This is a genomic window from Nonomuraea sp. NPDC048892 (assembly GCF_040649735.1).
Lineage (GTDB): Bacteria > Actinomycetota > Actinomycetes > Streptosporangiales > Streptosporangiaceae > Nonomuraea > Nonomuraea maheshkhaliensis.
Map to the genome: position 1 here is coordinate 186,398 of NZ_JBEZFZ010000014.1, position 20,455 is coordinate 206,852.

Consider the following 20,455-nt stretch of genomic DNA (forward strand, 5'->3'; position numbering starts at 1 on the left):
CGGGTTAATCCGGGCTGTCAGATGTCCGTGCGAAGTCGGTGTGCGCTGAAGCTGTCTGTGCTGAAGCTGTCTGCGCTGAAGTCTGTGTGCGCTGACGTCGTCATCAGGTTACTCGGTGTCGCTTCCACCGCCTAAGGGGCAGGGCTCACCGGCGCTCCTGAGCGCCCTCCTTGAGCTCCTCCAGCAGCCGGTTCAGCTCAGCGCGGAGGTAGTCGCGGGTGGCCACCTCGTTCAGCGCGATGCGCAGCCCCGCGATCTCGCGGGTCAGGTACTCGATCTCGGCCTGGTTGCGCTCGGCGCTCTCGCGATCCTGCTCGTACTGGACGCGGTCGCGGTCGTCCTGGCGGTTCTGGGCCAGCAGGATCAGCGGCGCCGCGTAGCTGGCCTGCAACGACAGCATCAGCGTGAGGAAGATGAACGGGTAGGGGTCGAACGTGAGGCTCGGCGGCGCGGCCACGTTCCAGATCACCCAGAGGATCACGAAGACGGTCATGTAGACGATGAACCTGGCGGTGCCGAGGAACCGGGCGATCTGCTCGGACAGCCGCCCGAACGCCTCGGGGTCGTAATGGGGACGCAGCGAGCGCCGTAGCGCGCGAGGCTGGTCGAGGCGGTCACTCGTCACGGTCGTCGGCCCTTTCGCGCCAGCCCTCGGGCAGCATGTGGTCCAGCACGTCGTCCACGGTCACCGCGCCGACGAGCCGGCCCAGCTCGTCCACGACGGGCGCCGCGACCAGGTTGTAGTTGGCCATGTAGTACGTGACCTCGCGCAGCGTGAAGTCCGGCCTGATCGGGTCGATCGAGGGGTCGAGCACGCCGCCGAGCAGCGTGGACGGAGGCTCGCGCAGCAGCCGCTGGAAGTGCGAGACGCCCAGGTACTTGCCCGTCGGCGTCTCGTTCGGCGACCTGGTCACGTAGACCTGGGCGGCCACGGCGGGTGGGAGGTCCTGCTGCCTGATGTGCGCCAGCGCCTCGGCGACGGTGGCGGTGGGCGGGAGGATCACCGGCTCGCTGGTCATCACGCCGCCCGCGCTGGTCTCCGGGTACGTCAGCAACCGCCGCACCGGCTCGGCCTCGCCCGGCTCCATCAGCGCCAGCAGCTCGGCCGCCCGCTCGGCCGGCAGGTCGTGCAGCAGGTCGGCGGCGTCGTCGGGCCCCATCTCCTCCAGCACGTCGGCCGCCCGCTCCGGCTCCAGCGTCTCCAGGATGCCGATCTGGTCGTCGGGCGGCAGCTCCTCCAGCACGTCGGCGAGCCGGATGTCGTTGAGCGCGCGGGCGATCTCGACGCGGCGCTTGCTCGGCAGGTCGTGCAGCGCACTGGCCATGTCGGCGGCCCGCAGCGACTCGAACGCGGCGATCAGCCTGCTGGCCCCCTGGTCCTTCTGCAGCGTGTCGAACCCGGAGACCTCCTCCCAGTCCACGATCCGCGGCTCGCGCCGCCTGCCCTTGTAGACGGCGACCTTGGTGATCTCCCAGGTGGACGGCCTGACCTCCTCCATGGCCACGTCGTAGACCGTCATGGGCTGCTCGCCGAGGCGCACGCTCAGGTCGAGCATCTCGCCGATGACCAGTGTCTCGGCGGCGCGCTGCTCGAACCTGCGCATGTTGAGCCGCCCGGTGAAGACCAGAGCGCCCGCCTCGATGCGGCGGACCCGGGTGATGGGCAGGAAGACGGGGCGGCGCGGCTGCACCTCCACCACGAAGCCGTGGACGTTGGGCCGGCGGCCGATCCGCAGCCCGACCACGACGTCTCTCACGCGGCCGATCTGGTCGCCCGCGGGGTCGAAGACCGGGGTGCCCGGTAGCCGGGCCACGAAGATCTTCACGTGGTCAGGCTAACAGTGCCGCCCCATTGCGCCCGGGACGCCCGGCGTGTCAGTATCAAACCCGCTTAACGGTAATTACGGGTGAGGTGTGCGATGAGGTATGCGGGGCTCGCGCTGGCTTTCGTGTCCTCCTGTTGTTTCGGGTTCTCTGGTCCCATGGCCAAATACCTCATCGAGGCCGGCATGACGCCGATCGAGGCGGTCTGGACGAGGATGGCGGGCGCGGGGCTGCTGCTCCTGGCGGTGCTGGTCCTGGTGCGCCCGCGGGCGCTGCGGATTCCCGCGTCCAGGCTGCCGTTCCTGGCCCTCTACGTCGTCATGGCGGTGGCGGGCGTGCAGACGCTCTACTTCGTGGCGATCACGCGGCTGCCGGTCGGGATCGCCCTGCTGCTGGAGTTCATGGCGCCGGTGATGGTGGTGGCGTGGGTGCGGGCCGTGCGCCGGATCCGCCTGGCCAGGGCCGCGTACGTCGGCGCGGTCGTGGCCGTGGTCGGCCTGGCGATCGTGGTCGAGGCGTGGCAGGGGATGCGGCTCGACGCGCTGGGCGTGCTGCTCGGCCTGCTGGCCGGAGCGTGCTGCGCCGGATATTTCCTGATGAACGATAGCTTCGGCGACGACATCGACCCGCTCGGCCTGATCGCCTGGGGCATGACGGGGGCGGCCGTCGTGCTGATCCCGTTCGCCCGGCCGTGGGACCTCCCGTGGGAGGCGTTCACCCTCTCCGTAACGCCGGAGGGCGGGCTGACGCTGCCCGTGCTGGGCGCGTACCTGTGGATGGTGCTGATCGCCACCGTGATCGCGTACATCCTGGGCATCTACGCCGTGCGGCGGCTGTCGGCCGCGGTGGGGGCCACCGTGGCCACGCTGGAGCTCATCGGCGGCGCCGTGGTGGCGTGGGGGGTGCTCGGGGAGACGCTGGGCGTGTTCCAGATCGTGGGCGGCGTGCTCGTGCTCTCCGGCGCGCTGCTCGCCCAGACCGCCACCGCGAGCGCCCACCCCGAGCCCGAGCCCGGGCCGCTCAGCGCGCGAGGTGAGCCGCCGGCGGCCGAAGCCGCTCAGGGCGCGTCTGTGTGAAGCGGGGGGCGCTCACCGTTCGGGGGTGAGGCGCCAGACCTTGGAGTCGCGGGCCCAGCGCTCGGGCAGGTGCTCGCTGTCGCGGGCGTTGAGCCGCTCCTTGGCCAGCACCGCCACGACGTCGGCCGCCGCGGCCTGGTCGACGGGCGAGACCGCCGCCTCGAACTCCACCAGCCTGGCGCCGTTGTCCTTGCTGCGCAGCGTGACGTGGACGCGGTCGAGGGCGTCGAGCCCGGGCAACTCCTGCTCCTCGCCCCCCGACACCAGGTAGATGGCGCCGTCGTGCCAGGCGTGCCAGGCCAGGCGGGGGCGGTCGAGGGTGAGCCAGAGGATGCCGGACTTCTTCGCGCCCTCCTCGATGGCCGCGCCGGTGCCGGCCGCGCTGTTGTCGCTCACAGCTCAGACTGTAACGGCGAACGGGCCGCCGGTCGAAGGTCACATGGGGCAGTAGCGTGTGCGCATGCGCTCACGACGTTCGGTGCTCGCCGTGCCAGGCAGCAACCCCCGGTTCCTGGAGAAGGCCCAGACCCTGCCCGTGGACGAGGTCTTCCTCGACCTGGAGGACTCCGTCGCGCCGCTGGCGAAGGAGGAGGCGCGCGGCAACATCGTCGCCGCGCTGCGCGAGGGCGACTGGTCGGGCAAGACGCGCGTGGTCCGGGTCAACGACCTGACCACCCAGTGGACGTACCGCGACGTGATCGAGGTCGTCGAGGGGGCGGGGGAGTTCGTCGACTGCGTCATGCTGCCCAAGGTGCAGGACCCGACCGAGGTCGTCTGGCTCGACACCCTGCTCACCCAGATCGAGAAGACCATGGGGTACGACGTCGGCAGGATCGGCATCGAGGCGCAGATCGAGAACGCCCGCGGCCTGGTCAACGCCGACGCCATCGCCGGATCGTCCAAGCGGCTGGAGACGCTCGTCTTCGGCCCCGCCGACTTCATGGCCTCGGTCAACATGCGCACGCTCGTGGTCGGCGAGCAGCCGCCCGGCTACGACGAGGGCGACGCCTACCACTACATCCTCATGCGCCTGCTGATGGCCGCCAGGATGCACGACCTCCAGGTGATCGACGGGCCCTACCTGCAGATCAAGGACGTCGAGGGGTTCACCAGGGTCGCGCGCAGGGCCGCGGCGCTGGGGTTCGACGGCAAATGGGTGCTGCATCCGGGGCAGGTCGACGCGGCCAACGAGGTGTTCTCGCCGACGCAGGAGGACTATGACCACGCCGAGCTCATCCTGGAGGCGTACGAGTACTACACCTCCGTGGAGAAGCGCGGCGCGGTCATGCTGGGCGACGAGATGATCGACGAGGCCTCCAGGAAGATGGCGCTCGTCGTGGCCGCCAAGGGGCGGGCGGCCGGGCTCACCCGTACGAAGAGCTTCACACCTTGAAGCCCACCGCGGTGAAGAACCAGAACGACGACGTCAGCCAGAGCCCCACGAGCACCGTGAACGACAGCCCGCCGAGCACCGGCAGCGTCCAGCCCGGCGTCCCCTGCTTGGGCAGGGCCAGCATCTTCGCGGTGAACAGGCCGTAGAAGAAGCAGCCGAGCAGCGAGTGCGCGAGCACGCGGGGCACGTCGTACTGCAGGCCGAGCGCGTACAGGCAGTGGAAGGCGACGGGGATCGTGAGAATGAACGCCAGCCGTCCCGACCAGCGGTGCACGCCGGGCGGGATCGTGACGCCCAGCTTGCCCCACATCGACATGGCCGAGACGACCTGCACGATCGCCAGCACGAACGCACCCGTCGTCAGCCACACCTTCATCGGCAGCGCGGCGGAGAAGCCGGCCACGCCGACCGCGAAACCGGTCGGCGTGTGCGCGCGGCCGTACACGCCGAGTGCGAGCATCACGAGCCCGCCGATCAGCACCGGCACCAGGAGCGGGGTCAGGCTGCGGGAGGGCTGCTGATGGATGGCGGTCATTGCATCTCCTCGATGAAGCCGTCCACGTCCTTCGGGTAGACCGTGGTGTCCTCGACCGTCACGGGGGCGGTCGGCTGCTCGCTGTTCAGCTGCGGGACGTCGAACTGCTCCTCCCCGGCGAAGGCCGCGCCCACCTGGTAGTAGCGGCCGTTGGCGTCCTTGATCATGATCCAGCCGGCGCGGAACTTGGCGCCCCTGACGATGGCGGTGGCCCGGTACAGGCCCGACGGCTTGACCACGGTGGGCGCGGTGAAGTTCCACCGCTTGCCGGCGACCGACACCCAGCCCTTGGCTCGGCCGCCGCCCAGTTCGGCCGTGACCTTGGACTTGGCGCTCGCCAGGCCGGTGAGCTGGAGCTCGCCGGAGGACTCGTTGCCCTTGAACCAGGCTTCCGTCCTGCCGTCGCAGAAGTAGGCGACGGCCTTGCCGTTCCTGATCGAGATGGCGATCAGAGCACCGTTGCCCTGCACCCGGCCGCCGTAGTCGGCCTTGGCGATCTTCTTGGGCTCCGTTCGCGTGGGTGAGGGGGACGGCGCGGCCGAGGCGTCCGCTCCCGTGCCCTCCTGCGTTCCCTCCTGTGTGGCCTCGTCGGCCGAGGGCGGTTGTGCGGCGTTGTCCGCGGCCGCGTTGTCGGCGGCCGGTGTCGCCGTGATGCTGGCGACACCCAGCCCCACGGCGAGCACTGCGCCCGCCGCGAGCGTGATGACAGGTCCCAGCCTTGACATGGACTGCTCCCAGGGTCGAAATGTCTACGCCTCCGAGCATCCGCCTAAAACGGTGGACCGTCTGTGAACTATTGCGCATCAAGCGGACAGAATGGAGTCATGCAGGAAAATCCAGGGTCACCATTTCCGTACGGCGCGCAGCAGGCCGGATATCCCTACGGGCACCAACCGCCCTCCTGGTTCCTGCCGGTGCCCAGCGGCGCCAGATTCGACCACCTCGCCAGGAACGCCGTCGCGCGGCCGTGGCGCTCGATCGTGGGCACGCTCATCATCGGCGTCGGGTTCTTCGCGATCGGCATCCTGGTCGTCTTCGCGTTCGCGATCCTGGCGGCGGCCCTCGGGCTGCCCTCGCCGTTCGACCCCGCGACCGGGGCGCCCGCGGGCACGCCCTTCGGCCTGGCCATGACGCTGGTGTCGATCGCGCCCGCGATCCTGCTCGTGCTCGGCACGGCGGCGCTCATCCAGCGGCGCAGGCCGGGGACGCTCTCCTCGGTGGCCGGGCGGCTGCGCTGGTCGTGGCTGCTGCGCTGCGCGGCGCTGGCCGTGCTGGCGCTGGCGCTCGGGCAGACGGCGCAGTGGCTCGCGCTGTCGGCGGCCGGTCTGGACAGCGAGATGTTCGGCTGGGCCGGGTGGGAGGTCTTCCTGCCCCTGATCATCGTGATCCTGCTGCTGGTGCCGTTCCAGGCGGCGGCCGAGGAGTACATGTTCCGCGGCTGGTTCATGCAGGCCATGGGGGCGCACGTGCGCAATCCCCTTTGGGCGATCGTCATCGGGTCGGCGTTGTTCGCCTCGCTGCACGCGTACTCGTGGGCGGGGCTGGTGGACGTGTTCGCCTTCGGTGCCGTCATGGCCTGGCTGGCGGTGCGGACCGGGGGCCTGGAGGCGCCGATCGCGCTGCACGTGGTCAACAACGTGGTGGCCTTCGGGGTGAGCGCCGCGGCGGGCAACCTCGACGACGCGCTCGACCAAGGGAAGGTGCCGGTGCCGTGGCAGGCATTGGCGGGAACCGTGGTGCAGCTCGGGGTGTATGCGTTTGGTGTGATGTATCTAGCTAAAAAGCGGTCAGTTAGCACTGTTTCGGAATAAATCCGGCAAGAGGTGCGGGGAATCTCACTAGAGAGGTCTCGCTATTCCGGCTCAGGCATGCTGGTCTGGATGCTGTCGGGACGGCGCGGGATTTCCCTGACCGCCCTGGAACGGTCCGCGCGAAGCGGCCGGGAACGACCTGTACGACCCGTACGACTAGTTCGACTAGGAGGTGCGGCGCGTGGCCTCCGGCCCCAGCGAACCGCCACGGCGACCGCCGGAAGACGACGAACCACGTTCCGGGAGCACATCAGAGCCGCAGGCTCCGGCCGAGCCCAGGATCAGCCACTCACCGCCCGGTCCGACCGACGACCGGGCCAGAGGGCTGCCGCTGACCTCTCCCTGGGGCATGCCGCCGTTCGCCGCGCCGATCCCGGACGAGGAGCCGCCTGAGCCGCCCAGGGGGCGCCGGCCGTACGCCTCGCCGACGGCCGAGCCGGAGACCGAGTCCCGCCGGCGGCCCCGCCGCATCGTCAACCGCCCCGACAAACTCGTCGCCGGCGGGCCCCTCTCCCCGGAGAGCCCCCCGCCCGGGTCGCCTCCGCCCGGGGAACGCGCTCCCGAATCCGCCGCCTCCGTTCCGGAGGGGCGTGCGTTCGCGTCTGACGGGCCCGAGCGGCCGTCGCCCGCCGCCGACGACCCCGCCAGTGATTCGGCCCGCGACTCGGCCGGTGATTCTGCCGGGCGGGAGCCGGACGGCGGGGCCGAGGTGCCCGGATGGTTCGAGCCCGTTCTCCAGGTGCCTCAGCCCCGGCCAGAGGCGGATCTGACCCGCGAGCCCGACCCGTACGACGAGGAGCAGGCGGGCGACGAGCCCACCGTCAGTGACCACACCGGTGACGACGCCGGAGAGGACACCGGAGACGACGACGAGGACGAGCCTGAAGTGCGGCGGGTCGGACGGCCGCCCGCGGGCCGTCCCACCAGGCCCGACCTGCTGGTCGCGACCGGTGCGCCGCGCCCCCAGGGCCCCGCCGGCCGCCACCACAGGGGCCCCGCGCCGGCCGCCTACCGCAGGTCCAGCCCCGTACGCAGAGGCAGCAGGGCCGTCCCGGTCGTCCTGAGCGTGGCGGTGGCCGTCCTGGTGGCGACCGGCGTGCTCGTGTGGCAGTGGCCCGACGAGGAGGCCGGCGGCCTGCGCCTGGAGGCGGGCACCGGTCGTTCCGGCGACGACCTGTTCACCGTCCAGGCCGCCGCCGACGGCACCGACCAGAAGCTCAACGACATCATCGCGGTCGGCCGCGCCGTGGTGGCGGTCGGCAGCGACACGACGAGCCCGACACCGCGCCCGCTGTTCCTGTTCTCACCGGACGGCGGCAAGAACTGGCAGCTCGGCCAGGTGAGCGGAGCCTCCACGCCCACGGTGCGCCGCGTGGTCGGCGGGAACGGCCGCTGGCTGGCCAGCGGCGGCGACGACGTCACCGGCGAGCGCGGCCTGTGGACCAGCGCCGACGGGTTCAGCTGGACGGCGGTGGAGGCGTCAGGGCTGGCCGCGTTCAGGAACGGCGACCACATCGAGGACATCGCGCGCACCGGCTCGGGATTCGTCGCGGTCGGCAGCACCGCGGCGGACGGCGGCGGATCTGTGCCGGCGATCTGGCGCTCCGGCGACGGCAGGTCGTGGGAGCGCGTGGAGACGAGGGAGCTGGAAGTACGGGCGATCAAGGCCGTGGTCGCCAAGGGTGACACGGTCGTGGCCATCGGAGCCCCCGCGGACGGCGAGGGATCGCGGGTGCTCCGATCGGCCGACGGCGGCCGTACCTGGCAGGCGACCGGCTTCCAGCTCCCCGAGGCGACCGACCTGCGCGCCGGGATGGTGGCGGTGCTGCCCAAGCGGTTCGTGCTGGTGCCGACGCGGCGGCGGACGATCGACGGGGACGTACGCGTCTACTGCTCGCCGACCGGGGCGCAGTGGTCGCAGTGCGGCTCCATCGGCGGCCTGGCCGCGCAGAGCGTCGGCGTCGAGTCGCTGATCTCCTACCCGTCGGGCGTCGCCGCGATAGCCCAGGCCGGCCTGGGCAAGTACTCCGTGCTGACCACCACCGACGGCCGTTCATGGAACAAGCGGACCGACCTCGGCAACCCGCCGGGAGCGACGCTGCGCGGGTTCACGATCTCCGACGGCGGCACCCTGTTCGCCGGCGGCGACCAGGCGGCCTCCGACGTGGACAACCAGCTCCTGCTCATGAGCGCGCCGCCGCGCGGCTCGGCCTCGCGGGTGCCGCTCGGCGAGGTGGAGGGCCTGACCAGGATCGCCCGCGAGACGAACGCGCTGACCAGCCACGCCGGCCGCTACGTCGCCGTCGGCTCGGCCTCGGGCGACGCCGGCCTGTGGACGATCAGGAACTGGCAGAGCTGGAAGTCCATGAGCCTGGGCGGCCCCGGCAGGCAGACGCTGGAGGACGTGGCGTACGGCACGCGCGGCTGGCTGGCCGTCGGCGGCACCGAGACGAACGTCTCGGTCACCGACCCCCTGCTCGTCACCTCGGGCGACGGCGAGAACTGGAAGCGGGTGAACGTCACCGGCGACCTGGCCCGCCAGGCCGACCACCCCTACCTGCGCACGCACGCGGTGACGGCGGGCAAGAAGGGGTACGTGGTGGCGGGCGAGTCCAGGGACCAGGCGGGCAGGGCCAGCGCCGCTCTGTGGTTCACGCCCGACATGCGGAAATACACCCGGTCGGAGAAGCTGCCGCAGGGCGGCGCCGGCGTACGCGTCCACGACGTCGTCTCCGTCGGAGACGGCTACCTGGCGGTCGGCGGCTCGGGCGGCGCCGACCAGGAGACCAGCGTGGTGTGGCACTCGGCGGACGGCGTGAACTGGCGCGCGCGCGAGCGCGTGGCCCCTCCCGGCTCGACCTCGGCCGGGCTGCGCCGGATCACCGCCTACCGCGACCAGCTCGTGGCCATCGGCACGGCCATGGCGGACGGGGCGCGGCGCGCGTTCGCCGCCGTCTCGGACGACGAGGGCGAGAGCTGGCAGACGGCCTGGCTGCCGGCCGATCGGGCGGCGGCGGTGTACGACCTGGCCGCGGCGGACGAGGGCCTGGTCGCGGTCGGCTGGCACGGCGTGCCCGGCGAGGGCGACAGCGCGGCCTGGACCTCGCAGGACGGGCTCTCGTGGAACCGCATGGAGCTCACCCAGGACCGGCTGGCGGGCCAGGGGAGCCAGTGGCTGTCGGCCGTGGCGGTGGAGGGGGCGGAGGTGGTGGCGCTCGGGCGGTCCACCACGTACAGCGCCGACCACCTGATCCTGTGGACGTCCAGCCTGACCTCGAACCGATAGCCCCGCTGCTCGGAGCCGGCCTATGGGCCGGCGCACATCAGCCCCTGGCCGCCTCTCAAGGAGGAGGCCAGGGGGCCAGGGGAGCTCAGGAGGAGGTCGTCGAGGGCGGCCAGGGGAGGACGTCCCATTCCCGCAGCGACTCCAGCAGGCCCTCCGACAGCGGCAGCCGCAGCAGCTCGTCCCGCCCGCACCAGCGCGCGTCGGCCGCGTCGTCGCCGGCCACGAGCTCGCCCCCCGCCACGGTGGCGAGGTAGTCGCGGATCGCGTACGTGGCCCCGCCGGGCCCCGGGCGGTCCACCACGCCGGCCAGCCGGCCCACCTCGACCCGCAGCCCCGTCTCCTCCAGGACCTCACGGCGCACGCCGGCCTCGTCCGTCTCGCCCGGCTCCAGCCTCCCGCCCGGGATCGACCAGAGCCCCGCGCCGGGCGGACGGCCGCGCTTGATCAGGAGAAGCCGGTCAGAAGCGTCGATGATGATCGCACCCACACAATTTACGCGCACCTGACCAAGATTACGACGAGATAACGGATAGCGGTCTTGACGCGGCCGTCCCCGAGAAAGCACCGTGGGTAGTTGTGAGAGCGGCTCCAACCTGCCCGCGGTGTTTTGGCCCGCTTCACGGGCCGAATACCTGGTCGAGTGCGTTTCGATGTGATGCGCACGGCGACGTGCTGCCCTACCAGCCGCCGTTGCCGCCGACCGGCACCGCGCTAGAGGCGATACGCAAGACGTCCGTCGTACCAGTGTGGCTGCCGTGGCCGCTGCCCGCCGGATGGCTGGTGACCGGCTTCGGCGAAGTGGGTGACCAGCGCACCGGTGCCAGAGCCAGCCTGGTCGCGCTGACCGGGCCGTCGCTGATGGAAGGGCCGGCCGATCTGCTCATCATCGCGGAGGAGCCCGGAATCGGGCTGGGGGCGGCGTTCGCGGGGCTCGACGGGCCCGATCCCGGCGAGGGGTTCGATGCGGGGCCGCCGAACGCGAAGCTCTCGGTGCTCGGCCATCCGGCCCCGCTGTGGTGCGTCGACGGCGAGGACGACCGGGCCGTCTACGCCGGCGAGGCGCTGGGCAACTGGTTGTGGGCCGTCGCCTGGCCCGCCGACGCCGGATGCGTGATCGCGCTCGGCGAACTGTCGCTGCTCGACGCCCGTGACCACGATCTGGACGTGCCGTTCGGCGCGTTCTCACCGAGACTCGAAGATTAGGACGGGCGAACGCGATTCGCGCTGTCCGGCGAACGGGCTAGAGTTCGGAGGCGTGACAGCGCGTATCGAGCGAGTGGTGACCGAGGGCGTCGTCGACATCGACGGCACCGAGCACAAGGTCGAGAACAACACCTGGATCGTGGGTGACGACGACGAGGTCATCGTCATCGACGCGGCGCGTGACGCCGAGAAGATCCTTGAGCAGGTGGGCGAGCGGGAGGTGCTGGCCGTCATCTGCACGGCGGGCCTGCCCGACCACGTCGGAGCGGCCATCGAGGTGGCCAGCCGCGACGAGGCCGTGGTCGCCCTGCACCCCAAGGACAAGCCCCTGTGGCGGGAGACCTGGCGGGAGACCTGGCCCGACATCGACATGGAGGACGACGGCATCTTCGGTGTCGCCGACGTCCAGCTCGACGTCATGGAGACGCCCGGGGTCTCGCCCGGCGGCGTGTCGCTCTACTGCGAGGCGCTCGGAGCCGTCTTCACCGGCAAGGCGCTCCAGGCCGACGGCCCCGGCAAGCTGGGCGGCGAATACCCGGCCCTGGCCGACCAGCTCACCTCGATCGGCGGGCGGCTGTTCACGCTGCCCGGCGAGACGCGGGTGCTGGCCTCCCACGGCGACGAGGTGACGATCGGCGACCTGGAGCCCCACTTCGACGACTGGGTGTCCGGTTCGCTGACCCGTACCGACACCGCCGCCGAGGCCGAGGGGCCGCTGACCGACGGCACCAAGCTCTCCGGCATCAAGCTCGACCCGAGCGACGACTAGGTGGGTGCGGGCGCGACCGGAGTGAGCAGGCGGCGTCCGGCGACGGCGCCGGCCTCGCGGGGTGAGGCCGGATGAGTTCCGTCGCGGGGCAGCTTCCGCTCGAAGGGATGCCGCGGCGGCTCTATTCCTGTACGCCGTCGCGGTTGAACACCTGGCTCGACTGCCGCCGGCGTTACCGGTTCACCTACCTGGACCGGCCGCAGCCCTCCAAGGGGCCCGCCTGGGCCCACAACAGCGTCGGCGCGAGCGTGCACAACGCGCTGGCGGGCTGGTGGCGCGAGCCGTACGAACGGCGCACCCCGCTGACGGCGGCCAACCTGCTCACCAACGGGTGGATCAACGAGGGGTTCAAGGACGTCGAGCAGTCGGGGCGCTGGCTGGGCCGCGCCCGCGACCTCGTGTCCGGATATGTCGCGACTCTGGATCCGACGGACGATCCGGTGGGCGTCGAACGCACGGTCGCCACCCGTACCAAGGTCATCGCCGTGTCCGGCCGCATCGACCGGCTCGACCGGCGTGGCGACGAGCTGGTCGTGGTCGACTACAAGACGGGCCGCCGCCCGCTCACCCAGGACGACGCCCGCTCCTCGCTCGCCCTGGCGATCTACGCCGTCGCCGCCTCGACGATGATGCGCACCCCGTGCCACCAGGTCGAGCTGCACCATCTGCCCACCGGCGAGATCGTCGAGTGGCGCCACACCGACGAGTCGCTGGCCCGCCACCTGCACCGCGCGGAAGACCTGGCCAGTGAGGCCGCCGAGGCCGACGAGCGCTACCGGGCGGCCGTGCAGGCTCCGCCCGGCACCACGCGCCGCGCGCCCCAGGGCCGTCGCGAGACGGTCGGGCCGCCGGAGGTGCCCGCCGAGGTCGACGAGCTGTTCGCGCCCAGCCCTGGGCCGATCTGCTCCTGGTGCGACTTCCGCCGCCACTGCCCCGAGGGCCAGGTCGCAGGTCCTGACCGCCAGCCGTGGGACGGCTTGGCGGAGTAGACCGGCGCGACGAAGTCGTGCCGTCCGCCCGCCTTGGACCGCGCACGGTGCCGGTGGCGAGCGTTGTGCTGCCGCGTGTCAGGCGGCGGAGCGTGCCTGCGGCCAGCGGCGGGGATCGGTCAGCCCCTTGAGGCCCTTGCGCACGTCGTAGCCGGCCGCCCCCAGCCGCGCCGCCGACGCGTGCAGCATGTCGCGGGTGGCCGGCATGAAGGCGTGGTCGTGCACGGGCTCGGGCAGCGAGTTCGCGGCCAGCCTGAACGCCGCCAGCGCCGCTGTGACGCTCGCCCTCGGGACCTCGGGCAGCGCGCCGTACATGCGCCTGGCCCAGCCGGGCAGCGTGTAGTAGCAGAGGGCGCCGAACGGGAAGTAGGCCGGCTTGCCGGGCGAGAGCAGCCGCAGTTCCTTCGGCAGCCGCGGCCAGAGCAGGAACCGCACGGTCGCCGCCGCCTCCGGCGTCACGCGCAGGCGGGGGCGCACCCGCTTGAAGTAGGCGTCCATCTCCGCGCACGAGCCGGGCACGTCCTCCGGGTGCAGTCCCACGTACGTGGCGCTCTTGCGCTGCTCGCGCAGGTAGCGGTCGGCCTGGCGCTCACTGAGGCCCAGCCCGCCGCGCCTGGTCACCTCCAGGTACGACGACACCTCCGCGCAGTGCACCCACAGCAGCAGCTCGGGATCGTCCACCCGATGCGTCCTGCCGGTGGCGGGGTCGTGGATGCGCAGCACCTTGTGGATGCTCCGCACCCGCCTGCCGATCTCGTCGGCTTCCTCCGGGCTGCCGAACGTCACCCGCCCGACGAAGTCCGCCGTGCGGCGCAGCCGTCCGAACGGGTCCTCCTGGAAGTTGGAGTTCTGCCAGACGCCCAGCATGGCCAGCGGATGCAGCGCCTGCAGCATGAGACCGCGCACGCCGGCCACCCACATCGAGCGGTCGAGGTGCACCTGCCAGGTGGCGCTCTGGGGCGGCTGGACGACGATGTCTTCGATGGCCGTCATAGTAAGTACAGAATTACATGGTGTTGGACCTTGTGTCCAAGTAGTGCTTTTCGGCGGCGTTCCAGAACCTGACCAGCGCCGCCGCCGTCGTCTCCGGCGCCTCGACGGCGGGGGAGTGCACGGCCCCCGGCACCACCACGCACTCGGCGCCGAGCCTGGCGGCCATCTCCGACTGCGCGTCGGGCGGCCAGCCGTCGTCGTGCTCGCCGTAGAGCACCAGCGTCGGGATCTCGACCTGACGCAACTCGTCGGTACGGTCGCGCATGGTCAGCACCTCCTCGGCCATCCGGGACAGCCCGGTCGGCGAATTGGTGAGCAGGCGCTTGCGCAGGAACACGAGGATCTCGTCGGAGACGTCGGCGGCCAGCGCTTCGGGTTCCAGCCGGTGGTGCCAGACGTGTTCGAGCCCCAGCGCGGGGATCTCTTCCATGATCTTCTTGCCGTTGCGGGCCCGCCTGCCCTCGATCGCGCCGGGCCCTGAGCCCATCAGCGTGAACGACGCGAACTTCGTCCGCCCGTCGATGACCGCCTCCCTGGCCACTAGCCCGCCGAACGAGTGGCCGACCAGATGGACGGGATCGCCGCCGCCGACCACCTGGGCGAGCAGGTCGACGTCCGCGCCGAGCGCGGGGCAGGTGTAGGCGTCGGGGGTCTCGGGGCCGGGGGTCTCGTACTGGCCGCGCAGATCGATGGCGACGACCCGGCGCCCGGACTGGGCGAGGGTCATCAGGACCGCGATGAAGTCCTCCTTGCTGCCCGTCAGGCCGGGGACCAGGAGCGCGGGCCATCGCTCGACCACACCACTGACCGGCAACGCCTCCAGGGCCGCGAACGTGCCCTGTGGCGTCTCGATCTTCTGTGGTGCAACGCCAGGAGGCAGGTCGAGGAATCGCGGCGTACTCACGTGGGGCAACAATACCCAGAGGTCAGCGCCTCGACACCGGCATGCCCGCGACGCCGGTGCGAGTTCGGGGGAGTTGCGAGGTATACGACCCCTGCCGCTCCGGCCCGCCCCGGGCGTGCGATCGGCCGGGTGAGGCCGTCCGGACAGCCGGGCACGCAGGGCACCGGAGGCCCATCGCGGAGCCGTGAGAGCCGTGAGAGCGTGGAACGAGCCGTAGGCGCTCCTCAGACGACGCCAGGGCGCATCGCCGCCCCATCGGGGTGCTTCCTGGCGGCCGACCACCCAGACGCGCGCTCAGGGCCGTCCACGAGCGTCTGGCGCCCGTCCCGGCGCCTCTGAGCCTGGGCGGCCCGCGCGAGAGGACCCGTTCCGCGCGAGGGCCCGTCCCATGCGAGGGACCGTCCGCGCAAAGGACCTGCCCGCGCAAAGGACCGTCCCACGCAAAGGACCTGCCCGCGCGCAAGGGGGTTCTGGATGCGCGGAAGGCGCGCACCCTGGGTCGGGTGCGCGCCTTTCGTCGCGTATGCGCCTGTGTCAGGCGCGTACCGGTGTCGCCTCGGTCAGCCGGCGCGGCGGCGGTTGCCGCCACCGCCACCGCCACGGGCCTGGCGGCGCTGCTGCTTGCGCTCGGTCGCGGCGGACGGCGCGATGTCGTCCTCGTCCGTGGCCAGGTCCGGTGACTGGAAGATCACCGCGAACGGGCTGGGCGGGATGATGCGCTCCGGCTCCTGGCGTACCGGTGGGGGCGGCGTCGAGAAGCTCGTCTCGGGCACCTGCTGTGCGACAGGCTCGGGCTGACGCGCAGCCACGGGCTCGGGCTGACGCGCCACCGGCTCGGCCTGACGCGCCGCCACCGGCTCGGACCGGCGCTCAGCCGCGGGTGCGGCCTCACGCTCGATCACCGGCGCGGCGGCCCGGCGCTCGGTCACCGGCTCGGCCGGCTCGGCCGCCTCCGGCTCGGGGGCGGCGGCACGGGCGCGGGTGCGCCTGGCCGGAGCCTCCGTGACCGCATCGGCGGGAACGTCCGCGGCCGTCCTGCGGGTACGGGTCCGCCTGGCGGGCGCCTCCGTGACCTCCTCGGCGTCGGCCGGCTGCGAACGGGTGTCCGCCACCGGCGACTCGGGGGCCTCGGCGAGAGCCTGCTCGATGGCCGAAGAAGCGGCGCCCCTGCGGGAGCGGGTGCGCTTCGGCTCGGCCGCGGCCTGGACCTCGTCCGCCGTGAAGATCGCCGGAGTCTCGTCCGTCTTGGCATTCACAGGTTCGACCTCCGGCCTCTCGAGGGGTGCGTTCTCCGCCAGTTCCCGTCCGCCGCGGGTGCGGCGGCGCTGGCGCGGCGTGCGGGCAGGGCGCTCCTCGCGCTCTTCCCGGCGGCGTCCGCCACGGGTGCGGATCCGGCCGGTCTCACCGAGGTCCTCGATGCGCTCCGCGGACAGACCGGCGCGTGACCGGCTGGCATGCGGCAGGACGCCCTTGGTGCCCTTGGGGATGTTCAGCTCGGAATAGACGTGCGGCGAGGTGGAGTAGGTCTCCTCGGGCTCGGCGAACTCCAGGCCGAGCATCTGGTTGATCATCTTCCAGCGGGTCAGCTCCTCCCACTCCACGAACGTGACCGAGATGCCCGTGCGCCCGGCCCGGCCGGTGCGGCCGATGCGGTGCACGTAGGTCTTGTCGTCGGTGGGGCAGTCGTAGTTGACCACGTGGGTGACGTCGTCGATGTCGATGCCGCGGGCCGCCACGTCGGTGGCCACGAGCACGTCGATCTTGCCGTTGCGGAACGCCCGCAGGGCCTGCTCGCGCTGGCCCTGGCCGAGGTCGCCGTGGACGGCCGCGACCGCGAAGCCGCGCGTGTCGAGCTGCTCGGCGACCATGTCGCAGGCCCGCTTGGTCTCACAGAAGACCATGGTGAGCCCGCGGCCCTCGGCCTGCAGCAGCCGCGCGACGATCTCGATCTTGTCCATCCGATGGGCGCGCCACACGATCTGGCGCACCTGCGGCGTGGTCTCGCCCTCGCCGCTCTCCATCTCGGCGCGTACGTGCGTCGGACGGTTGAGGTATTTGCGCGACAGCGAGACGATCTCGCCCGGCATGGTCGCCGAGAACAACATCGTCTGCCGCTGCGCCGGGATCAGCTTGAAGATCCGCTCGATGTCAGGCAGGAAGCCCAGGTCGAGCATGCGGTCGGCCTCGTCGAGCACGAGGGCGGTGACCTGACTCAGGTCGAGGTGCTTCTGCTTGACCAGGTCGAGCAGGCGGCCGGGGGTGCCGACGATGACGTCGACCCCGGCCTTGAGCGCCTCGATCTGCGGCTCGTACGCACGGCCGCCGTACACGGTCAGGACCCGGGAGCCGAGCTTGCCGGCCGCGGTCACGAGGTCCTCGCTGACCTGCACGGCCAGCTCGCGGGTCGGCACGATGACCAGCCCGCGGGGCTTCTTGCGGTTTTTGCGTGGCTTGCCGATGCTCTGGAGCATCGCGATGCCGAACGCGAGGGTTTTTCCCGTGCCTGTACGGGCCTGGCCGATCAGGTCCTGGCCGCTCAGAGCGAGCGGGAGCGCCATCTCTTGGATGGGGAACGGTGTGACGATGCCCTCGGTCTCGAGGGCATCGGCGATCTCTGGTGTGACTCCGAGGTCTCGGAAAGTCGTCAGCGTGGCCTGCCTCAGTCTCAAATGAAGGCGGGCCTGCCGGGACCGACGGGCGGAAAACAGCCCCCGTGTCGTGGGTCCTCGCGGTAGAGCCAGCCCTCTCGCGTCATCGCGACCGCGCACCCGGGGAATGGGGGGTTATTATCGGGGGATTCCCCCGAATTAACACAGTGCGGTCGCACTTTCACAGAGCAGTGTACTCGATACCACAACGCTGGCCGAGCTTGCGTATGTTCCCGTAGATTCACCGAAGTACGCTGCCTTCCATGAAGGAGTCTCCTGGAGTCGTCGATTTGCTCGGCGTGCTGGCCTATGCGGAGCTCAGCGCCTACGAGCGGATGACCGAGGACGCCGCCACCCTGGCGCCCTCGCTGGCCGACCGGGCCGCGCTGAGTGAGCTGGCCGTGACCGAGTACGCCCACTTCCGCCTCCTGCGCGACCGGCTGGGCGAGCTCGGCGCCGATCCCGACGCGGCGATGGCGCCGTTCGTGGCCGCGCTGGACGCCTGGCACGCGCAGACGAGGCCGGCCGACTGGCTGCAGGCGTTGGTCAAGACGTACGTGGGAGACGGCATCGCGCTCGACTTCTACCGGGAGGCGGCCAGGCACCTCGATCCTTCGATCGCCAAGCTGGTGGACGAGGTGCTGGTGGACGAGGAGCGCTCGCAGTTCGCGGTCGAGCGGGTCAGGGCGGGCATCGAGGCCGAGCCGACGGCGGCCGGGCGGCTGGCGCTGTGGGCACGGCGGCTCGTCGGGGAGGCGCTCAGCCAGGGGCAGCAGGTGGCCTCCGCGCGGCCGGAGCTGGCCCTGCTGCTGATGGAGTCGCTGGGGGAGGGGCAGACCGACCTTTCCCGGCTTTTCGCAAGGCTGACCGAGGCCCACAACAAACGCATGACCGCCATGGGCCTCTGATTGCTCCCCGCCGGTCGGGGGAGGTCGTACCGCTAGCCGTACCGGCTCGCGGGTCGCACGGGTGGCTGCATGCGGTCGCGGTGGCGGTCGCGGTGATGGACGCATGGGCGGCTGTGTGCGGTCGCGGTGAAGCTCGCACGGGTGGCTGTGTGCGGTCGCGGTGATGGTCGCACGGGCCGGCCCGGCCCGGGTCAGGCTGTGGCTGCGGCTGTTGGGTGAGGGTCGTGTGGCTGTTGCGTGGGTTGTCCTGCGGGGGTTGTGCGGCTGTTGTGTGGTTTGTTCTGCGGCGGGTCTGGTCATCGGGCGGCGCGAGGGTACGCAACGGCTGTAGCGTGCAGACATGAGGGCCTCGCGCCGCTACGGCAGTTCCTTGACCAGATGTGGGCCGAATCGCTGGACCTCGCGCGCGGTGTTGCGGAGGGGGAGCGCGGGATGCCCGGCGACCGAATCGGGACGGGCGTGCGTCCCCCGGCGCCGATGGCCCCGCGCCTGCGAACTCGCCCGACCCACCACCCACCACTGACCCACCCCGCCCACGGCAACGCCGCGCGGCCGGCTCCTTTACGGCGCGGCTTACCTATGGCCCCCGGCTGACGTGCGGCTGCGCTCACGTGCGGCCCGGCTCACCCCACGGCCCGGCTCACCAACGGCGAAGCCGATGCGGCCCGGTCGTCCGCTCACTGTGGCGGGTCCGGCCGTCCGGCCGTCTCAAGGCAGAGGCCGAACTCGGGCCGGCGTGCGTCGAAGGACGCGTCGCAACTGGCATGACACGGACGCAGGGGTACGGCGGTCGGGCCGCACCCCTGCCGACAAGTCGTTAAAGCGTGCCGCCGAAGCCGACCGGCCGGGATTCGTCCTCGCCGATCTCGATGAACCCCAGCGAGGCCACTGGCACCAGCACTCGCCTGCCCTTCACGTCGGTGATCGAGAAGATACCGCCGCGATCGACGGCCAGCGCGTTTCTGATCTCCTCCTCGACCTGCTCGGAGGTGAGGTCGGTCTCGACAACGAGTTCGCGGTGTACGGACCGTACGCCGATCTTGACTTCCATTAATGGCTCCCTAGTCGACGGGCTGGCAATCCCATCGTGACCGCTCAGGCCGGTGAAAAGGGTGAATGATCGCGGCCAGCGAACGGGTTATGCCGTACGCGGAAAACCGCTGATGCCGCGCCAGGCCAGCCGGGCCATGAGCTGCTCGGCCGCGTCCTTCGGAATCGAGCCCTGGGTGGTGACCCAGTAGCGGGCGCTCACCTCGGCCATGCCGACCAGCCCGACCCCGAGCAGGTGCGCCTCGTCGCTGGTGCAGCCGGTGTCCTCCTGGATGAGCTCGCTGACCATCTCCGCGCACTGGCTGAGCGAGCGCTCGACCCGCTGGCGTACGGGCGCGACGTTGCGCAGGTCGGATTCGAAGACCAGGCGGAACGCCTCACCCTGGCTGGAGACGAAGTCGAAGAACGCGCTGAACGTGGCCTGCACGCGCAGTTTGTTCTCCTGTGTGGAGGCCAGCGCCTCCCTGCACCGGTTGACCATGTCCTCGACGTGCAGGTCGAGCAGCGCCAGATAGAGCTCCAGCTTGCCGGGGAAGTGCTGGTAGAGCACCGGCTTGCTCACCCCGGCCCGATCGGCGATCTCGTCCATGGCGGCCGCGTGATAGCCGTTCTCCACGAACACTTCCTGCGCAGCGCTCAGGAGTTGCCGGCGGCGGGCCAGACGGGGCAGCCGGGTGCCCCGGGGTTTGGCATCCGGGGTTGCGGTCACGCGGGTCTCCATTGCTCTCAGCGGACTGTGCGGACATCCTACGTGCGCGCCGGCCGCGGCCCGGTGACAACGCTCATCGCCGGTGGCCCGTCACGCACATCGCCGGCATCAGCCCAGCTCAGCGGTAGTCGTCGTCGTCGAGATCCACCTCGCGGTCCTGGTCGGCCGCGTCGGCGGGATCGACGTCGAGCGGCAGCTCACGGCGCAGCCTGCCGGTCTGTGCGCCCAGCTCTCGCTGCTGCTCGGCGGCGTCCGCCTCCGGCGTCTCGATGGACAGTTCCCCCTCGTCGATCGGCACCTCTGCCTCTTCCTCCTCGATGTAGGCCCGCTCATCCCCGCGAATGTCCATCTCCGACA

Annotated in this window: 20 protein-coding genes; 8 read left to right on the forward strand and 12 right to left on the reverse strand. The window is 71.3% G+C overall.

Annotated elements, in window-relative coordinates; genetic code table 11:
* Positions 1-145: 145 nt before the first annotated feature.
* Positions 146-625, reverse strand: coding sequence for a DUF1003 domain-containing protein (locus AB0C28_RS36225; protein WP_357854712.1), 480 nt, complete (start codon positions 623-625; stop codon positions 146-148).
* A complete protein-coding gene (locus tag AB0C28_RS36230) occupies positions 615-1,826 on the reverse strand; it encodes a CBS domain-containing protein (RefSeq protein ID WP_357854709.1) in 1,212 nt (403 codons plus the stop codon). Before AB0C28_RS36230 ends, AB0C28_RS36225 begins: the two co-directional genes overlap by 11 nt.
* Positions 1,827-1,919: 93 nt before the next feature.
* On the opposite strand from AB0C28_RS36230, the gene AB0C28_RS36235 reads away from it, so the two are divergent.
* Entirely contained in the window at positions 1,920-2,900 is a 981-nt protein-coding gene (locus AB0C28_RS36235) for an EamA family transporter (protein ID WP_357854706.1), read from the forward strand.
* Between the two features lie 12 nt (positions 2,901-2,912).
* On the opposite strand, the gene AB0C28_RS36240 is transcribed toward AB0C28_RS36235, so the two are convergent.
* Positions 2,913-3,296 (reverse strand): hypothetical protein, encoded by a 384-nt coding sequence (locus tag AB0C28_RS36240; RefSeq protein WP_357854703.1) that lies wholly within the window; start codon positions 3,294-3,296, stop codon positions 2,913-2,915.
* Between the two features lie 64 nt (positions 3,297-3,360).
* Here AB0C28_RS36240 and AB0C28_RS36245 point away from each other — a divergent pair, with 64 nt between their 5' ends.
* Positions 3,361-4,293 (forward strand): CoA ester lyase, encoded by a 933-nt coding sequence (locus AB0C28_RS36245; protein WP_357854700.1) that lies wholly within the window; start codon positions 3,361-3,363, stop codon positions 4,291-4,293.
* Here AB0C28_RS36245 and AB0C28_RS36250 read toward each other — a convergent pair.
* Positions 4,283-4,828 (reverse strand): DUF6529 family protein, encoded by a 546-nt coding sequence (locus tag AB0C28_RS36250; RefSeq protein WP_357854697.1) that lies wholly within the window; start codon positions 4,826-4,828, stop codon positions 4,283-4,285. The genes AB0C28_RS36245 and AB0C28_RS36250 overlap by 11 nt on opposite strands.
* Positions 4,825-5,553 carry a hypothetical protein gene (locus tag AB0C28_RS36255; RefSeq protein ID WP_357854694.1) on the reverse strand — a complete coding sequence of 243 codons (729 nt, stop codon included), beginning with the start codon at positions 5,551-5,553 and terminating at the stop codon, positions 4,825-4,827. Before AB0C28_RS36255 ends, AB0C28_RS36250 begins: the two co-directional genes overlap by 4 nt.
* 99 nt (positions 5,554-5,652) lie before the next feature.
* On the opposite strand from AB0C28_RS36255, the gene AB0C28_RS36260 reads away from it, so the two are divergent.
* The gene (locus tag AB0C28_RS36260; protein ID WP_357854691.1) at positions 5,653-6,639 is read left to right on the forward strand and encodes a CPBP family intramembrane glutamic endopeptidase; all 987 of its coding nucleotides are present in this window, start codon (positions 5,653-5,655) and stop codon (positions 6,637-6,639) included.
* Positions 6,640-6,820: 181 nt separating this feature from the next.
* The gene (locus AB0C28_RS36265; RefSeq protein WP_358080155.1) at positions 6,821-9,925 is read left to right on the forward strand and encodes a hypothetical protein; all 3,105 of its coding nucleotides are present in this window, start codon (positions 6,821-6,823) and stop codon (positions 9,923-9,925) included.
* A gap of 85 nt (positions 9,926-10,010) precedes the next feature.
* Here the strand turns inward: AB0C28_RS36265 and AB0C28_RS36270 are convergent, their stop codons facing one another.
* Entirely contained in the window at positions 10,011-10,412 is a 402-nt protein-coding gene (locus AB0C28_RS36270; RefSeq protein WP_357854685.1) for an NUDIX hydrolase, read from the reverse strand.
* Between the two features lie 89 nt (positions 10,413-10,501).
* Between AB0C28_RS36270 and AB0C28_RS36275 the strand changes: the two genes are divergently transcribed.
* The 3 genes from AB0C28_RS36275 (at position 10,502) to AB0C28_RS36285 (ending at position 12,886) form a co-directional block, all read left to right on the forward strand.
* Positions 10,502-11,128, forward strand: coding sequence for a DUF6758 family protein (locus AB0C28_RS36275; protein ID WP_357854682.1), 627 nt, complete (start codon positions 10,502-10,504; stop codon positions 11,126-11,128).
* Positions 11,129-11,180: 52 nt separating this feature from the next.
* Positions 11,181-11,897, forward strand: a complete 717-nt coding sequence (locus tag AB0C28_RS36280) for an MBL fold metallo-hydrolase (protein ID WP_346110958.1) — start codon at positions 11,181-11,183, stop codon at positions 11,895-11,897.
* Positions 11,898-11,968: 71 nt separating this feature from the next.
* Entirely contained in the window at positions 11,969-12,886 is a 918-nt protein-coding gene (locus tag AB0C28_RS36285; protein WP_357854679.1) for a PD-(D/E)XK nuclease family protein, read from the forward strand.
* Between the two features lie 78 nt (positions 12,887-12,964).
* On the opposite strand, the gene AB0C28_RS36290 is transcribed toward AB0C28_RS36285, so the two are convergent.
* From AB0C28_RS36290 to AB0C28_RS36300, 3 genes are all read right to left on the reverse strand, one after another.
* Positions 12,965-13,879 carry an oxygenase MpaB family protein gene (locus AB0C28_RS36290; protein ID WP_357854676.1) on the reverse strand — a complete coding sequence of 305 codons (915 nt, stop codon included), beginning with the start codon at positions 13,877-13,879 and terminating at the stop codon, positions 12,965-12,967.
* Positions 13,880-13,892: 13 nt separating this feature from the next.
* Positions 13,893-14,783 (reverse strand): alpha/beta hydrolase, encoded by an 891-nt coding sequence (locus AB0C28_RS36295; protein ID WP_358080156.1) that lies wholly within the window; start codon positions 14,781-14,783, stop codon positions 13,893-13,895.
* Between the two features lie 560 nt (positions 14,784-15,343).
* Positions 15,344-17,341: a DEAD/DEAH box helicase gene (locus AB0C28_RS36300; RefSeq protein ID WP_357854670.1), complete on the reverse strand. Its 1,998-nt coding sequence runs from the start codon at positions 17,339-17,341 to the stop codon at positions 15,344-15,346.
* 353 nt (positions 17,342-17,694) lie between these two features.
* Here AB0C28_RS36300 and AB0C28_RS36305 point away from each other — a divergent pair, with 353 nt between their 5' ends.
* Positions 17,695-18,339 carry a ferritin-like fold-containing protein gene (locus tag AB0C28_RS36305; protein ID WP_357854667.1) on the forward strand — a complete coding sequence of 215 codons (645 nt, stop codon included), beginning with the start codon at positions 17,695-17,697 and terminating at the stop codon, positions 18,337-18,339.
* Between the two features lie 817 nt (positions 18,340-19,156).
* Here AB0C28_RS36305 and AB0C28_RS36310 read toward each other — a convergent pair.
* From AB0C28_RS36310 to AB0C28_RS36320, 3 genes are all read right to left on the reverse strand, one after another.
* Positions 19,157-19,390 carry a DUF3107 domain-containing protein gene (locus AB0C28_RS36310; RefSeq protein WP_357854664.1) on the reverse strand — a complete coding sequence of 78 codons (234 nt, stop codon included), beginning with the start codon at positions 19,388-19,390 and terminating at the stop codon, positions 19,157-19,159.
* 87 nt (positions 19,391-19,477) lie between these two features.
* Complete coding sequence (locus tag AB0C28_RS36315) at positions 19,478-20,098, reverse strand: TetR/AcrR family transcriptional regulator (RefSeq protein ID WP_346111426.1); 621 nt, start codon at positions 20,096-20,098, stop codon at positions 19,478-19,480.
* 118 nt (positions 20,099-20,216) lie between these two features.
* On the reverse strand, positions 20,217-20,447 hold the full coding sequence (locus tag AB0C28_RS36320; protein ID WP_346111425.1) for a hypothetical protein: 231 nt from the start codon (positions 20,445-20,447) through the stop codon (positions 20,217-20,219).
* Between the last annotated feature and the right edge of the window lie 8 nt (positions 20,448-20,455).

Excerpts from the sequence above, each read along its gene's own strand:
- AB0C28_RS36235 (WP_357854706.1), top strand. The coding sequence starts at position 1,920 with ATGAGGTATGCGGGGCTCGCGCTGGCTTTCGTGTCCTCCTGTTGTTTC.
- AB0C28_RS36245 (WP_357854700.1), top strand. The coding sequence starts at position 3,361 with ATGCGCTCACGACGTTCGGTGCTCGCCGTGCCAGGCAGCAACCCCCGG.
- AB0C28_RS36250 (WP_357854697.1), bottom strand. The coding sequence starts at position 4,828 with ATGACCGCCATCCATCAGCAGCCCTCCCGCAGCCTGACCCCGCTCCTG.
- AB0C28_RS36255 (WP_357854694.1), bottom strand. The coding sequence starts at position 5,553 with ATGTCAAGGCTGGGACCTGTCATCACGCTCGCGGCGGGCGCAGTGCTC.
- AB0C28_RS36260 (WP_357854691.1), top strand. The coding sequence starts at position 5,653 with ATGCAGGAAAATCCAGGGTCACCATTTCCGTACGGCGCGCAGCAGGCC.
- AB0C28_RS36285 (WP_357854679.1), top strand. The coding sequence starts at position 11,969 with ATGAGTTCCGTCGCGGGGCAGCTTCCGCTCGAAGGGATGCCGCGGCGG.
- AB0C28_RS36290 (WP_357854676.1), bottom strand. The coding sequence starts at position 13,879 with ATGACGGCCATCGAAGACATCGTCGTCCAGCCGCCCCAGAGCGCCACC.
- AB0C28_RS36300 (WP_357854670.1), bottom strand. The coding sequence starts at position 17,341 with ATGGCGCTCCCGCTCGCTCTGAGCGGCCAGGACCTGATCGGCCAGGCC.
- AB0C28_RS36305 (WP_357854667.1), top strand. The coding sequence starts at position 17,695 with ATGAAGGAGTCTCCTGGAGTCGTCGATTTGCTCGGCGTGCTGGCCTAT.
- AB0C28_RS36310 (WP_357854664.1), bottom strand. The coding sequence starts at position 19,390 with ATGGAAGTCAAGATCGGCGTACGGTCCGTACACCGCGAACTCGTTGTC.
- AB0C28_RS36320 (WP_346111425.1), bottom strand. The coding sequence starts at position 20,447 with ATGGACATTCGCGGGGATGAGCGGGCCTACATCGAGGAGGAAGAGGCA.